The sequence below is a fragment of the Bradyrhizobium tropiciagri genome (genome assembly GCF_018130545.1).
In the GTDB taxonomy this organism is placed as follows: domain Bacteria; phylum Pseudomonadota; class Alphaproteobacteria; order Rhizobiales; family Xanthobacteraceae; genus Bradyrhizobium; species Bradyrhizobium tropiciagri_A.
Genome location: NZ_JAFCKF010000015.1, coordinates 15,097 through 29,354, shown reverse-complemented (window position 1 = coordinate 29,354; position 14,258 = coordinate 15,097). Strand labels below are relative to the sequence as shown.

At 66.2% G+C, this 14,258-nt stretch carries 12 protein-coding genes; 8 read left to right on the top strand and 4 right to left on the bottom strand.

What is annotated here, in order from left to right; all coding sequences use genetic code 11:
* Window positions 1-3: 3 nt before the first annotated feature.
* The 4 genes from JQ616_RS38350 to JQ616_RS38335 all read right to left on the bottom strand — a co-directional run bounded on the left by JQ616_RS38350 (window position 4) and on the right by JQ616_RS38335 (window position 4,868).
* On the bottom strand, window positions 4-1,461 hold the full coding sequence (locus JQ616_RS38350) for an SLC13 family permease (protein ID WP_212023371.1): 1,458 nt from the start codon (window positions 1,459-1,461) through the stop codon (window positions 4-6).
* A gap of 222 nt (window positions 1,462-1,683) precedes the next feature.
* Entirely contained in the window at window positions 1,684-2,712 is a 1,029-nt protein-coding gene (locus JQ616_RS38345) for a class II aldolase/adducin family protein (RefSeq protein WP_212023370.1), read from the bottom strand.
* A gap of 9 nt (window positions 2,713-2,721) precedes the next feature.
* A complete protein-coding gene (locus JQ616_RS38340) occupies window positions 2,722-3,591 on the bottom strand; it encodes a TIGR01459 family HAD-type hydrolase (protein ID WP_212023369.1) in 870 nt (289 codons plus the stop codon).
* On the bottom strand, window positions 3,588-4,868 hold the full coding sequence (locus JQ616_RS38335; RefSeq protein WP_212023368.1) for an FGGY-family carbohydrate kinase: 1,281 nt from the start codon (window positions 4,866-4,868) through the stop codon (window positions 3,588-3,590). Before JQ616_RS38335 ends, JQ616_RS38340 begins: the two co-directional genes overlap by 4 nt.
* Window positions 4,869-5,002: 134 nt before the next feature.
* On the opposite strand from JQ616_RS38335, the gene JQ616_RS38330 reads away from it, so the two are divergent.
* The 8 genes from JQ616_RS38330 to JQ616_RS38295 all read left to right on the top strand — a co-directional run bounded on the left by JQ616_RS38330 (window position 5,003) and on the right by JQ616_RS38295 (window position 14,249).
* Window positions 5,003-6,019 carry a sugar-binding transcriptional regulator gene (locus JQ616_RS38330; RefSeq protein ID WP_212023367.1) on the top strand — a complete coding sequence of 339 codons (1,017 nt, stop codon included), beginning with the start codon at window positions 5,003-5,005 and terminating at the stop codon, window positions 6,017-6,019.
* A gap of 28 nt (window positions 6,020-6,047) precedes the next feature.
* Window positions 6,048-7,487 carry an extracellular solute-binding protein gene (locus JQ616_RS38325; protein WP_212023366.1) on the top strand — a complete coding sequence of 480 codons (1,440 nt, stop codon included), beginning with the start codon at window positions 6,048-6,050 and terminating at the stop codon, window positions 7,485-7,487.
* Window positions 7,488-7,604: 117 nt separating this feature from the next.
* Window positions 7,605-8,534, top strand: a complete 930-nt coding sequence (locus JQ616_RS38320; RefSeq protein WP_212023365.1) for a carbohydrate ABC transporter permease — start codon at window positions 7,605-7,607, stop codon at window positions 8,532-8,534.
* Between the two features lie 14 nt (window positions 8,535-8,548).
* Window positions 8,549-9,406, top strand: a complete 858-nt coding sequence (locus tag JQ616_RS38315) for a carbohydrate ABC transporter permease (protein ID WP_212023364.1) — start codon at window positions 8,549-8,551, stop codon at window positions 9,404-9,406.
* A 4-nt stretch (window positions 9,407-9,410) separates the two neighbouring features.
* Window positions 9,411-10,508 carry an ABC transporter ATP-binding protein gene (locus JQ616_RS38310; protein ID WP_212023363.1) on the top strand — a complete coding sequence of 366 codons (1,098 nt, stop codon included), beginning with the start codon at window positions 9,411-9,413 and terminating at the stop codon, window positions 10,506-10,508.
* Window positions 10,509-10,526: 18 nt separating this feature from the next.
* Complete coding sequence (locus JQ616_RS38305) at window positions 10,527-11,636, top strand: ABC transporter ATP-binding protein (protein WP_212023438.1); 1,110 nt, start codon at window positions 10,527-10,529, stop codon at window positions 11,634-11,636.
* Window positions 11,637-11,638: 2 nt separating this feature from the next.
* Window positions 11,639-13,216 carry an FGGY-family carbohydrate kinase gene (locus JQ616_RS38300; protein ID WP_212023362.1) on the top strand — a complete coding sequence of 526 codons (1,578 nt, stop codon included), beginning with the start codon at window positions 11,639-11,641 and terminating at the stop codon, window positions 13,214-13,216.
* Window positions 13,209-14,249: a 2-hydroxyacid dehydrogenase gene (locus JQ616_RS38295; protein ID WP_212023361.1), complete on the top strand. Its 1,041-nt coding sequence runs from the start codon at window positions 13,209-13,211 to the stop codon at window positions 14,247-14,249. Before JQ616_RS38300 ends, JQ616_RS38295 begins: the two co-directional genes overlap by 8 nt.
* The last annotated feature ends 9 nt before the right edge of the window (window positions 14,250-14,258 follow it).

Sequence of the window (14,258 nt, the reverse complement as noted above, 5' to 3'; positions counted from 1 at the left end):
GGGTCAGATCAGCCCGAGCCAGTGCCACCAGGTCGCGGCGCACAGGGCATAAAGAAGACAGGCAACGATGCAGACGATGACGCCGACGCGCGGGAAATCCTCGACGCGCAATCGGCCGGTGCCGTAGACGAGGATGTTCGGCAGCGTGTTGTAGAACATCAGCAGCGGGTAGCCGCCGATGATCATGCCGGCCGGCAGCGCCAGTGCGACCGGATTGACGCCCGCGGTGCCTGCCATCGCCAGGATGATCGGCAACAGCGCCGTCGCCATCGCGGTCGTGCCGACGAACATGATGTGCATGAATTGCACGATGAGCATCACGACCACGATGACGACCAGCGCCGATGCACCGGCGAGGCCAAGCGCGTGGAAGATCGAATTGGCGAGCCAGTTGGCGGCGCCGGTCTTGAGCAGGATATCGCCGAGCGACACGCCGCCGCCGGCGATCAGCAGCACCTGCCAGGAGACGCCCTTGTTGGCGTCGTTCCAGTCGATCACGCCGAAGCGCGGCAGGAACAGCAGGCAGGCGCCCATCAGGCAGACCACCGTGGTGTCGAGCCCGGTCAGGCCTTGAGTCGCCCACAGGCATGTCACCAGCACGAACACGGACATTGCGCGCCATTCGGCGGACGACATCCGTCCCATCGCGGCGAGATTCTGTGAGATCCGCGTATCGGCCTGTTCATGGCCGGCCGTGAACTCTGGCGGAAACACCCGCTGGATTACCCACCAGGTGAACATGGTCATCACCAGCGCCGGCGGAAATCCGTAGAGCAGCCATTCGGCATAGGTGATGGTGTGGCCGCTCATCTTGGCGACAAACTCGACCGTGACCGGGTTCGGCACCGTCGCCGTCAACACGCCGGCGCCGATCGTCGCATTGGTCATTGTCAGCGTGAGCAGCAGATTGATCGCGAATGGCGATCGCGCCTGGGCTCCGAAGATCGTCAGGATGCTGAGGCATTCCGGCAGCAGGATTGCCGTGCGTGCCGTCGACGACGGCACGAGGAAGGCAAGGGCGATATTGACCAGCGTCACGCCGAGCGTGATTCGCGTCGGCGCGCTGCCGAACTTCGCCAGAATGATGTAGGTGATGCGCTCGGCAAGCCGGGTTTTCACCATCGCGGTCGCGAGGATGAAGGCGCCGACGATCAGATAGACGGGCGAGGCGGAAAAGCCGTCGAGTGCGGTTCGAAGCGAGGCTGTTCCGGTCAGCACCGCAAGCGGCACCACCATCAGGCTGGCGATGGCTAACGGGATCGCTTCGGTCAGATAGAGCACGAAGATGCCGCCGAACAGCGCCAGGGCCTTGTGCCCCTGCAAGGACAGCGTCTCCGGGGTCGGGCTGAACCAGATGGCGGCGGCAGCGACGAGGGCAAGGGGCACGCCGATTGCCTTCAGCGTGGCCTCCAGCGAACGGGGCGCGTCGTCGCTGGTCTCCGCGTGCGCGTGAGCTGACAAGTGCTTTCTCCCTGACGAAGCTTTCGGCGATGGATCGATGCCATCGCGGCTCTTGATTTGTGCTTCGTCGTGGAATTAGCCCGCGGGTCGAACCAGCGTCCAATTGCAAGTTTTCAGGAGACGATAACCGGCGGGAATGTGCTCGGCCGGCGTGATCGCGGCCGTGGGGCCAGCTGCCTGGTTTCGGCGTCTACGGAATGGCGGAGGGCGTAGGCCGGCGGATCAGCGGTCGGCAGTGAGCTGTTGGCGATAGCGCTCGGCGTCCCAGTTCAACAACGCATGCTCATTCTCTGCCGTCAGATAATGAACCCGCGCGGTCAGAGGCAGGCGGCAGGTAACCAGCGCAAGACAGCTCAGCATGACTTCCGCGCCGTCGCTTGCATCCGCGCGGATCAGGCTGCCGATATCCGGGACGAGAAGCGCAACTGGCGGCGGCAATCCGTTCGCGGTGGTCCGCGCGACCATGGCGCCCAGGCTCTCGCGATGCTCCAGCACCGGCAGGCCCGGGCCAAGGAACACGACGTGATCAGGATAGAGCGAGCCGCTGGTTGCGAGCGCGCGGCTGTAGCGGTCGGTGGCAATGTCGTGGCTGCGCGGATCGCGCGGCAGGCGATAGGTCGTGCCTGTGTAGATGCTTCGAAGCGCGTCATGATTGGCTCCCGGCGCGCCACGCTGCTCCAGCGCGAGGCGCTGCTCGATCTCGGCGACCAATGCCTCCGCTGCATCGCAGGTTTCTGCGCCGACCACCAGGCCGTGATTGCCGAGGATCAAGACGTCGATCGCATCCTGCGCGATGGCCTCGCCGACCGCACGGGCAAGCGGCAGTCCCGGGTGGTGATAGTCGAGGTAACGCCAGGCGAGCCCGTCCAATCGCCGTTCGAATTCGTCGCGAGCGTCGGTCCGCACCGCCCATGCGATGGTGTTGACGGAATGGACATGCAGCACGATCCGGTGCGGCATCAGCGCATGCAGCGAGGTCTCGATCGAGGCGCGCAGCGTGGTGCCGGCATTCGGCGCGAGCGGCACGCGTTCGTCGCCTTGCGTCAGCGCCGCGCGTGCCGCCGACAATGCGACCGGCACGAAGATGTCCTTGTCCTCGGCGTCGGCGAGCCAGGTGCCTGACGCTTTCACCCACAGCACGTCGCCGTCCTTGACCGACGAATTGCCGCCGGCGCCTTGCACCAGTTCGATATTCCTGCCGACGCGGGCCGACATGCGGCGGAGTTCGTTGAGCGTTTCAGGCGGTCGCATCGGCTGTTCTCACCAGGTTAGATGGTCCATCGTCCAGTGCGGCATCCGCGCCGCTGTGCCGGCGACGGTCTTGATCGCGTTCGGCAGATCGCTTGCTTGTGAGAGCGTCGCGCGATGTGCGCCCGAGCCGATCAGCAGGGTCAGCATGCCGGCGGTGCGCCCACCGGCGATATCGTGATCGAGGGAGTCGCCGATGACGAGGATCCGTTCCGGCGGGGGATGTCCCAACTGATCGCGCGCGGCGGCAAACATCGGTGGATGCGGCTTGCCGACGAACAGCACGGTGCCGCCGAGCGTTTGATAAAATGCGGCGAGCGCGCCCGGTGCCGGGATCAATCCCGCGACACCGAACATCACGAGATCGGGATTGGCGCACAGCATCGGCAGGTGCCGCGCGGCCGCTTCGGTCAGTTGCGCACGCCAGCGCTCAGGCTCCGCCGTATCATCGTCGAGCCCGCCAAGCAGGATGAAATCGGCCTCGCGGATGTTCGAGGCCACCGCAAGGTTGGTGCCCTCGACGATCGAGCGGTCGCCGTCGCGCGAGATCAGGAAGCAGGCGCGTCCGAGCTCGGCGAAAGGCGCCTGCTCGCGCGCATGCAAGCCACGCCACGTGACCTCGCCCGAGGACAACACGCCGTCATAGGCTTCCGGCGGCAGGCCGAGCGCGGCGAGGCGCCGCTGGTTGCTGCCGGCGCGCTTGCCGGAATTGGAGAGGATCAGGATATGCTTGCCGGCCTCGCGCAGCCTCGCCACGCAATCCAGCGCCGCGGGGAACACCGCCAGTCCCTCGTGCAGCGTGCCCCATTGGTCGAGCAGCACATGATCGAAGCGGTCGGCGATGGCATGAAGGCCGGCGATCGCGGTCGCATCGGCCTTCATGGCGGACCTCCGTGCAGCGCGAGCAGCGCGGCGCCGTAGCTTGCTTCGGTCTGCTCGGCGACCGAGACCGGGACGCCGAGAACGCGGTGCCGGATTCGGGTCCATGCATCGTTCTTCGCACCGCCGCCGATCCCGATGACGCGGCGCAGATCCGGCGCGCCGAGTCGCGCCAGCTGGTGGTAGGCGAGGGCTTCGACCGAGGCGATGCCTTCGAGCAGGCCCTGGAAGAAGCGGCAATCTTCCGCCGGCCGCGGCGTGATCCGCGCGGCCAGCGCCGGATCGGCGATCGGGAAGCGCTCGCCGGGTTTGGGTAGCGGATAGTAGTCGAGCCCGGTCGGCTGGTCCGGCATCACCTGCGGCGTCAGCCGATCCATCTCGTCTGCGCTGAAATGCAGCAGCAGCGCGGCGCCGCCGGAGTTCGAGGCGCCGCCGGCCAGCCAGCGATCGCCGAGCCGGTGCGAGTAGACGCCCTGATCGGCCGCGAAGATCGGCTGGTTCGCAAGCTGCTTCACCACCAGCGTGGTGCCGAGCGAGGTGACGGCATCGCCCGGCTGGTCGGCCCGCGTCGCGATGAAGGCCGCTACGCCGTCGGTGGTGCCGGCCGCGACGTGAGCGGTAGCGGGCAGTCCGAGCGAGCGCGCGATCTGCGGATCCAGCTCGGAAAATGCCGTTCCCGGCACCAGCACCTCGGGAAGCAGGTCGTCGCGCACGCCGAGCTGGTCGAGCCAGGCCGGCCAGGCGCGCGCGACCGGATCGTAGCCGAGCTTCAGTGCGTTGTTCTCGTCGCTGATGCCGTGATGGTTCGCGAGCCGGCCGGCAATCCAGTCCGCCTGATGCACCGCGTGGCGCGCATCGCCGACATAACCGTCATTCTGGAGATAGAGCAGCTTGGCGAGCGCGCTGCTCGCACCATGCGCGCCGCTCTCGCGCGGCGCGATCGCCGCCACGCGTGCGGCCTCATGCGTGGCGCGCGCGTCGTTGTACATCAGCCCCGGCGAGCAGGGGCGGCCGGCCGCATCGACCAGCAGCAGCGTGCCTGATGTTCCGTCGACGACGATGCGCGTGACGTCATCGAGACCGACGGTCTCGCCGAGCTTGCGGATCGCGGCCTCCGCCGCCTGCCACCACAGCTCCGGGTTCTGGTCGATGGCGTCGCCGTCGACCCGCGGTGCGGGCAGCGCGACTGATGCGAAGCCGCGGATGCCGGCCTGCGGATCAATCGCGCAGGCGCGCACGCCGCCGGTTCCGACATCGATGCCGAGATACAAACCTCCCATCCGACTTCACCGCTCTCTGGTGCCCGCGCGCCGACGTTGGTTGCGCTGCAGCACGTTTGGGGGATTGACGCCCCGTTCGGCCTCTGCAATTTTTTGCAGGACGTGAAGAAATTTGCAAGCGGACTTTTCCGGACATGGCTACTCCGCCCGACAGGCTGCCGGTAATCGACGGCGAGGCGTCGCTCGCGACGCGGGCGGCCTGGCTGTATTTCGCGGCAGGATTGACCCAGTCGGAGGTCGCCGACCGCCTCAACATCCAGAGCACCAAGGCGCATCGCCTGATCGCGCGCGCCAGCCGCGAGGGCATGATCCGCGTCTTCGTCGAGGGACCGGTCGCCGAATGCGTCGCGCTGGAGAACGATCTCACGCAGCGCTTCGGCCTTGCGTTCTGCCGCGTCGCGCCAGATCTCGGCGAGGTCGATCTGCCGCTGAAGGCACTGGCGCTGGAAGGCGCAAGCTTCCTGCGCCAGATCCTCGAGCGCGGCGACGACAAGGTAATCGGCGTCGGCCATGGTCGCACGCTTGCCGCCGTAGTCGAGCAGATGCCGCAGACGCCGGCGCGCGACGCGCAATTCGTGTCGCTGCTCGGCGGACTGACGCGGAAATTCGCCGCCAATCCGTTCGACGTGATTCATCGCCTCGCCGAGCGCACCGGCGCGGAAGCCTATCTGCTGCCGGTGCCGGTGTTCGCCAACTCGGTCGCCGATCGCGCCGTGCTGATGCAGCAATTCGGCATCGCCGACGTGTTCGCGCTGGCGCGGCAGGCCTCGCTGCTGTTCGTCGGCATCGGCCAGGTCAGCCGCGATGGCTTCCTGGTGTCGAGCGGCATGATCAAGCCGGACGAAGTCGCCGAGCTGAAGCGGGTCGGCGCCTGTGCCGATCTGCTCGGACATTTCTTCAGTGCCGACGGCGCGGTGCTCGACACCGATCTGTCCGCGCGCGCCACCTCGATGAGCATGGCCGATCTCAGGAAGCACCGCATCGTCGCCATCGCCGGCGGCCCGGCCAAGGTAACCGCGCTGCGCGGGGTGCTGCGCAGCGGCATGCTGCACGGCCTCATCATCGACGAAGCGACCGCAAAGGCGCTCGCAACAGACAAGCCGGAGACTACATCCGGCAAGACAAGAAGCAAGACCCGGAAGGACACATAAAACAAGCGTCAACAAGGAGAGGAAATACATGTTCGATCGCGAGAAGAATCTGTTCGACTCCTACGCTGCCAAACGCATCAGCCGCCGCGATCTCCTCGACGGCGCCGCCAAGCTCGGCATCGCGGGCATCGCCGCAAACGCCACCTTCGCCTCATCGGTGTCGAAGGCGATGGCCGCGGATTTCAACTGGAAGGCGCAGAGCGGCAAGACCGTCAAGCTGCTGCTCAACAAGCATCCTTATGTCGATGCGATGATCGGAGACATCGAGGCGTTCAAGGCGCTCACCGGCATGAACGTCACCTACGACATCTTCCCGGAAGACGTCTATTTTGACAAGGTGACGGCGGCGCTGTCGTCGAAGTCGGATCAGTACGACGCCTTCATGACCGGCGCCTACATGACCTGGACCTACGGTCCGGCGGGCTGGATCGAGGACCTCAACACCTACATCAAGGATCCGGCCAAGACCAACCCGGCCTTCGCCTGGGACGACGTGCTGCCGGGCTTGCGCGCGTCCACGGCGTGGGACGGCGTCGCCGGCTCCGAGCTCGGCTCGGGCAAGGCCAAGCAGTGGTGCATCCCGTGGGGCTATGAGCTCAACAACATCACCTACAACCGCAACATCTTCGACAAGGTCGGCGTCAAGCCGCCGAAGAATCTCGACGAGATGCTGGAGGTCGCGGCCAAGGTCACCAAGGACGCAGGTGGGCCCTACGGCATCGGTGTGCGCGGCTCGCGCTCTTGGGCGAGCATCCATCCCGGCTTCCTGTCGGCCTATTCCAACTTCGGCCAGAAGGACTTCGTGATGGAGGGCGGCAAGCTGAAAGCCGCGATGAACACCAAGGCCTCGAAGGAATTCCACGACAAATGGGTCAAGATGATCCAGACCTCGGGGCCGAAGAACTGGTCGACCTACACCTGGTACCAGGTCGGCACTGACGTCGGCGCCGGCGCCTCCGGCATGATCTTCGACGCCGACATCCTCGGCTACTTCATGAACGGCGGCGACAACAAGGAGAAGGGGCATCTCGGTTACGCGCCGTTTGCCGCCAATCCGGCCGCCAAGGCGCCGACCCCGAACGTCTGGATCTGGTCGCTCGCGATGTCGACCTTCTCCAAGCAGAAGGACGCGGCGTGGCTGTTCATGCAATGGGCGGCGTCCGTCGAGCACGATCTGTTCGGCGCGCGGAAGATGGATTTCGTCAACCCGGTGCGCGCGTCGGTGTGGAAGGACAGCGAGTTCCGCGACCGTATCGCCAAATCCTATCCGGGCTATCTGGAGCAGCACGACGTCTCCGCGCCCGGCGCCAAGATCTACTTCACCGCACAGCCGCTGTTCTTCGACCTGACCACCGAATGGGCGGCCTCGCTGCAGAAGATGGTGGCGAAGGAGATCAGCGTCGACGAGGGGCTCGACAAGCTCGCCGACAGCATCAACCGCCAGCTCAAGCAGGCCGGTCTCGGCTGACCGATCAAGCCCGCGGTGCATGATCCCCCGCACCGCGTTCATCCGCCGGCTCGGACCCTTGTCCCATCCGAGCCGGCGGCGTTTGCCAGCGGAACGCGATCTCTTATCATCATGAGCATGGTCCAATCCCTCCCGACGAACGCGCAGGCAGCGCCGGCCAAACCAAGGCCGCGCGTGCGCCTGTTGCCCTATCTGCTGAGCCTGCCGGCGCTGCTGATCTGCGTGGCGATCCTGGTTCCGTTCGTGACCGCGGCGGTCTACTCGCTGCAGCGTTACCGGCTGAACCTGCCTTATCTGCGCGGCTTCATCGGCGCCGGAAACTACATCGACTTCCTGTCCGATCCGGCGTTCTGGAATACGTTCCAGGTGTCGATCACCTATACCGTGCTGACGGTGGTGGTCGAGCTGCTGCTCGGCCTTGGCATCGCGCTGCTGCTGCGCCGGCCGACCCGTTTCCACAACGCGGTGTCGATCATGCTGCTGCTGCCGCTGATGACCGCGCCCGCAATCGCCGCGCTGATGTGGAAGCTGATGACCAATCCGAGCTTCGGCATCCTGTCCTACATGGTCAGCCTGTTCGGCGTCACCGATTTCAAATGGGCGTCCGATCCGTCGAGCGCGCTGTTCACGGTCGTGCTGGTCGACGTCTGGGTCTATACGCCCTTCATCATGATCCTGCTGCTGGCGGGCTTGCGCTCGCTGCCGCGGCAGCCCTTCGAGGCCGCAGCGCTTGACGGCGTGCCGGCGAGCTTCGTGTTCTTCCGCATCACGCTGCCGATGTTGGCGCCCTATATCATCACGGCGTCGCTGTTCCGGCTGCTCGATTCGATCCAGCAGTTCGACATCATCTACGCGATGACGCAGGGCGGGCCGGGCGACCGGCTGATGGTGTTCCAGGTGCAGGCCTATCTGGAGTTCTTCCAGTACACCAATGTCGGCAGGTCCGCGGCGCTGTTGATGATCCTCTGGCTGATCACCAACATCCTGTCGAACATCTTCATCAAGAACTGGCTGCGGTTGCGCGAGCGTGCGCACGGCCACGCGTGACGGGGAGGGGCACGATGGAACATTCCAGCCTTGCCGGTCGCATCTTCCGTGGGATAGCGCTGACGCTGATCCTGATCTTCTTCATGTTCCCGATCGTCTGGATCTTCATGATGTCGTTCCAGAACAACGATCAGATCTTGAGGATCCCGCCGCGGATCCTGTTCGAGCCGACGCTTGCGAATTACGAGGCGCTGATCTCCGGCCAGCTGCGCACCGCAGCGGGCAGTCTGCAGATGCCCTTCATGCGCAATCTGTTCAACAGCGTCGTGCTGTCGAGCGCCGCGGTGCTGCTGGCGCTGCTGCTCGGCGTGCCGGCGGCCTACGCCTTTGCGCGCTTCAAATTTCGCCTTGGCGAAACCATCGCTTTCACGCTGCTGTCATTCCGCTTCGCGCCGCCGCTGCTCGTGCTGCTGCCGCTGTCGCTGTACTATCAGGAGCTCGGCCTCAGCGACACCTACTTCGGCATCGTCTGGGTCTATCAGCTGATCGCGCTGCCGCTGATCCTGTGGATTGTGCGCGGCTATTTCGAGGACATCAGCCCTGACATTGAGCATGCCTATCGGCTCGCCGGGCATTCCTGGCGCGAGGCCTTCACCCGGATCGCGGTGCCGCTGGCGGGACCCGGCATCGCCGCGGCGGGCTTGCTGTCGTTCATCTTTTGCTGGAACAATTTCGTCTTCGCATTGATCCTTGCCTCCGCGGACAAGCAACCAGTAACGGTCGGCGCGCTTGCTTTCGTGACCGCGTCCGGAATCCAGTACGGCCAGATCGCGGCGGCGATCGTGCTGTCGGTGACGCCGACCCTGTTGCTGGCGCTTTATGCGCAGCGCTACCTGGTCGAGGGTCTCTCGCTCGGCGCGGTGAAGGGTTGATCCGATGGCGCGTCTCGAAATCAGTTCGGTGAGCAAGGCATTCGGTGCGACACGGCCCGCGGATGGATTGTCGCTGGCGGTCGAACCCGGCGAGATCGTCGCGGTGTTCGGCCCCTCCGGCAGCGGCAAGACCGTGCTGCTGCGCATGATTGCGGGCATGTTCGAGCCTGACAGCGGTGATATCACCGTCGGCGGCCGCTCGATCGTCGGCGCGCCGCCGGAGCGGCGTGGTATCGGCATGGCGTTCCAGAATTTTGCGCTGTTTCCGCACATGACCGCCCGTGACAATATCGCAAGCGGCCTGCGCGCCAGCGGCAGCGATGTTGCGAACCGCGTTGCCGCGATCAGCAAGCTGCTCAAGATCGAGCATGTGCTCGGCCACGCGCCGCGCGAATTGTCGAACGGGCAGAAGCAGCGCACCGCGCTGGCCCGCGCGCTGATCGGCAATCCGGACGTGCTGCTGCTCGATGATCCCCTGCGCAACGTCGACGCCAAGCTGCGCTACGAGATGCGGCTCGAGCTGCCGAACCTGTTGCGGCGCGGCACGGCCGCCGTGCTCTACGTGACCCAGGACTATCGCGAGGCGATGGCGATCGCCGACCGTATCGCGGTGCTGATCGACGGCCGGCTCGTCCAGGTCGCGACACCCGCCGATATCTATGCCCAGCCGGCCTCGGTCGCGATCGCGCGGCTGTTCGGCGATCCGACCATCAACCTCGCCGAGGTTTCTCCGGTCGCAGAGCACGGCATGCTGACGACGGACGTCGCCGGCGCCAGGATGCGGCTCGGGGCCGCCGATGGTTTGGCGTTTCCCGGCGCATGTTGGCTAGGCGTTCGGCCGGAGGATCTCGTGGTGTCGTCTGCGTCCGCTGACGACGCCATCCCGGCGCGTATCCTCGCGATCACGCCGATGCATGAGAAGGCGGTGCTGCTGCTTCGTCTCGCTGACGGAACGGAATGGCTGGCGGCGCTGCCGCCGGATGCACCGCAAGGCGTGGCGGACGATAGCGTGTTCGTCCGTTTCGCGCCGGATGCAGCGATGCTGTTCGATCGCGCGACCGGGTTGCGGATCGGGCAAACCCACCGGCTCAAGGCGGCATAGGAGCGGATGGTCATGGACATGCTCGAGCTTCGAGGCATCGACAAGGTCTACCAGAGCCGCGGCAAGCCGCCGGTGCATGCGGTGCGTGCGCTCGACATGGCGGTCGAGAAGGGTGAGATCGTCGCGCTGTTGGGATCGTCGGGCTGCGGCAAGACCTCGACCTTGCGCATGATCGCGGGGTTCGAGGATGTCTCGGCCGGATCGATCGCGCTCGGCGGGCGGCGGATCCACGAGCTGCCGCCGGCGCGGCGCAAGGTCGCGATGGCCTTCGAGGGCTATTCGCTCTATCCACCGCTCACGGTCCGCGAGAACATCGCATTCGCGTTGAAATCGGCCCAGCTGTCGCGCAGTGAGGTGACGCGCCGCGTCGACGAGATCGCCCGGCTGGTCGAGATCGAGGACATCCTCGACAGCTATCCGCGTGCGATCTCCGGCGGCCAGCAGCAGCGCGTGTCGTTGGCGCGGGCGCTGGTGCGCGACGCCGATCTCTATCTGCTCGACGAGCCGATGGGACAGCTCGAACCGCAGCTGCGCGCGGTGCTGCGCGGCCGGATCAAGAGCCTGCTCGCCGAGCGCGGCATGACCGCGATCTTCGTCACCCATGACCAGACCGAAGCGAGCGCACTGGCCGATCGGATCGCGGTGATGGAAGGCGGCGTGCTGCAGCAGTTCGCCAGCGAGAAGGAGCTGAAAAGCAAACCCGCCAATCTGTTCGTCGCGAGCTTCATCGGCGAGCCGCCGATGAACTTGCTCGATGCCAGTGTGGCGCGGTCGGATGGCGGCTTCCGCCTGTCGGTCGGGACTGACATGCACTTCGATATCAGCGGTGCGGGGCTGGACAGCGAGGCCACGAAGGCGCTCGCCGGCACGCCGCAGGTGCGGATCGGCATCCGTCCGCAAAAGATCGCGGTCGGGACCGGTGCCGTCAGGGTCAAGGTCGTCTCCAATCAATGGCTCGGCGATCAGTCGCATGTCGCCGGCGATTGCAACGGCCGCATGCTGATCGCAGTCACGCCGGGCCGCGTCGCCGCGCGGCCGGGCGACATTGTGCCGTTCGCGCTGGAGCCGCGTCATTTGCACATCTTTGGCAGCAATGAGACCTGCATCCGTCATGCGGAGGTGTCCTGACCATGGCCGCCGCGCGCCGCGACGTCATCATCGGCATCGATGCCGGCACCTCGCTGATCAAGGCGGTGGCGTTCACGCTGGCCGGCGAGCAGCTTGCCGACGTCTCGCGGCCGAATGCGTATTGCAGCGCGGCCGGCGGGCATGTCGAACAGGACATGGCGCGGACCTGGAGCGATACGGTCGCGGTCATTCGCGCGCTTGCAAACGACGTTCCTGATCTATCCGCACGGATCGCGGCGATCGCGGTGACCGGGCAGGGCGATGGCACCTGGCTGATCGATGACGACGGCCGGCCGGTTGCGCCGGCGCTGCTGTGGCTCGACTCGCGCGCCGGGCGGCTGGTCGAGGAGATCCGCGCCAGCGAGCGCAACGCGCCGCTCTACCGTCGCACCGGCTCCGGGCTCAATGCCTGCCAACAGGGACCGCAGCTGGCCTGGTTGCAGGCGCACGTGCCGGAGACGATCACAAAGGCGACAACGGCGTTCCATTGCAAGGACTGGCTCTACTTCCTGCTCACCGGGGAGCGGGCCACCGATCCGTCGGAGGCGACCTTTTCGTGCGGCGATTTCCGCAAGCGCGGCTTCGATGCCGAGACCGCGCGATTGATCGGTATTGCCGAGCTGACGCACCTGCTCCCGCCGGTCGTTGATGGAGCGGTGACGACGCATCCGCTCTCGGCCGCAGCGGCCATGGAGATCGGCCTGCCGGAAGGCGTGCCGGTCTGCCTCGGCTATGTGGACGTGATCTGCAATGCGCTTGGTGCTGGACTCTACGATCCGTCACCCGATGTCGGCTGCACCATCATCGGCTCGACCGGCATGCATATGCGGCTGGTGTCGGGCGCAGACGCGGTGACGCTGAACCGCGAGGCCACCGGTTACACCATGCCGTTCCCGGTGCCGGGTCACTATGCCCAGATGCAGTCCAACATGGCGGCGACGCTGAACATCGACTGGATGCTCGACCTCGCCTGCGACATGCTGGCGGCGGAAGGCGTGACGCGCACGCGTGCCGAATTGATCCGCCGGCTCGACGATCAGGTGCTGCGGGCCAAGCCCGGCGAGGTGCTGTTCCATCCGTTCATCTCCGATGCCGGCGAGCGCGGCCCGTTCGTCGCGCACGAGGCCAGCGCGCAGTTTTTCGGCCTACGCACGCGCCACCGCTATGGCGATCTGATGCGCGGCGTGATGGAGGGCCTGGCCTTCGCGGCGCGGGATTGCTATGCCGCGATGGGGGCGCTGCCGCGCGATCTCAGGATCACCGGCGGCGCGGCGAAGAGCCGTGCGTTGGGTGCCATTCTCGGGGCTACGCTGGATTGCGACGTCCGCATCTGCAGCCGTGCCGAGGCCGGCGCCGCAGGTGCTGCGATGATCGCCGCGGTCGCGACCGACGCCTATCCCGATATGCGCGCCTGTGCCGAGCAGTGGGTTGCGCCGCATCTGAGTGCTCCACAATCGCCTGACGCCGCGCTGGCGAAGCGCTACGCCAGCATCTTCCCGACCTATCTCGATGCCAGGCTGGCATCGCGGCCGGTCTGGAAACAACTCGCCGCGCTGCGCGCCGGAGGCGACCATGTCTAAGTCCATCGCCATCGTCGGCGACCGCTTCATGCTGCCCTCGGTGTTCGCCGAGCACATCCGGAAAGCCTGCGGCAATGGCGTTGATATCCGCTCCGTGGAGCAGCCCTGGCCGGACGAGCCGATGGAGCACGGCTATGCCGGCTCGAAGCTCGATGGCCTGAAGGAATTCATGGGGCAGCCGGACGAGATCATCGACTTCATCGGCGATGCCGAGCTGCTCGTCACGCACCTCGCGCCGATCTCGCGATCGATGCTGGAGCGGCTGCCGACGCTGAAGTTCATCGCGGTGTCGCGCGGCGGCCCTGTCAACATCGACATGCAGGCGGCGCGCGACCACAACGTGCTGGTCGTCAATACACCCGGCCGCAATGCGAGCGCGGTGGCGGAGTTCACCATCGGCGCCATTCTCGCCGAGACCCGCCTGATCCGCAGTGGTCACGAGGCGCTTCGCAGCGGCGAATGGCGCGGCGATCTCTATCGCGCCGACCGCACCGGGCGCGAGCTCGGCGAGATGACGGTCGGCATTGTCGGATACGGCGCGATCGGTAGCCGTGTGGTCAAGCTGCTGAAGGCGTTCGGCTGCAAGATCCTGGTCGCTGACCCCTATGTCCAGCTCAGCGCCCAGGATCGCAACGACGGCGTGGAGCATGTCGCGCTCGGCGAATTGCTCGGCCGTGCCGACGTCATCACGCTGCATGCGCGGGTGACGCCCGAGACCACCCATTTTATCGGGCGCGACGCGCTGGCGCGGATCAAGCCGGGCGCGTTTCTGATCAACAGTGCGCGGGGGCCGCTGGTCGATTACGGGGCGCTGCATGATGCGCTGGCATCGGGGCATCTCGGCGGCGCCATGCTCGACACCTTCGCGGTCGAGCCAGTGCCGGCCGACTGGCCGCTCCTGCAGCTTCCCAACGTCACGCTGACGCCGCACATCGCCGGCGCCTCCGTGCGCACCGTCACCGTGGCCGCCGAGCAGGCGGCTGAAGAGGTTCGCCGCTTCCTGGCCGGCGAGCCCCCGCGCAATCCGTGCTGAAGAGAAAGG

Bases quoted from the DNA above. Each gene is read 5' to 3' on its own strand.
- JQ616_RS38295 (WP_212023361.1), top strand. From the start codon at position 13,209: ATGTCTAAGTCCATCGCCATCGTCGGCGACCGCTTCATGCTGCCCTCG.
- JQ616_RS38320 (WP_212023365.1), top strand. From the start codon at position 7,605: ATGGTCCAATCCCTCCCGACGAACGCGCAGGCAGCGCCGGCCAAACCA.
- JQ616_RS38335 (WP_212023368.1), bottom strand. From the start codon at position 4,868: ATGGGAGGTTTGTATCTCGGCATCGATGTCGGAACCGGCGGCGTGCGC.
- JQ616_RS38330 (WP_212023367.1), top strand. From the start codon at position 5,003: ATGGCTACTCCGCCCGACAGGCTGCCGGTAATCGACGGCGAGGCGTCG.
- JQ616_RS38340 (WP_212023369.1), bottom strand. From the start codon at position 3,591: ATGAAGGCCGATGCGACCGCGATCGCCGGCCTTCATGCCATCGCCGAC.
- JQ616_RS38325 (WP_212023366.1), top strand. From the start codon at position 6,048: ATGTTCGATCGCGAGAAGAATCTGTTCGACTCCTACGCTGCCAAACGC.
- JQ616_RS38345 (WP_212023370.1), bottom strand. From the start codon at position 2,712: ATGCGACCGCCTGAAACGCTCAACGAACTCCGCCGCATGTCGGCCCGC.
- JQ616_RS38305 (WP_212023438.1), top strand. From the start codon at position 10,527: ATGCTCGAGCTTCGAGGCATCGACAAGGTCTACCAGAGCCGCGGCAAG.
- JQ616_RS38300 (WP_212023362.1), top strand. From the start codon at position 11,639: ATGGCCGCCGCGCGCCGCGACGTCATCATCGGCATCGATGCCGGCACC.
- JQ616_RS38310 (WP_212023363.1), top strand. From the start codon at position 9,411: ATGGCGCGTCTCGAAATCAGTTCGGTGAGCAAGGCATTCGGTGCGACA.
- JQ616_RS38315 (WP_212023364.1), top strand. From the start codon at position 8,549: ATGGAACATTCCAGCCTTGCCGGTCGCATCTTCCGTGGGATAGCGCTG.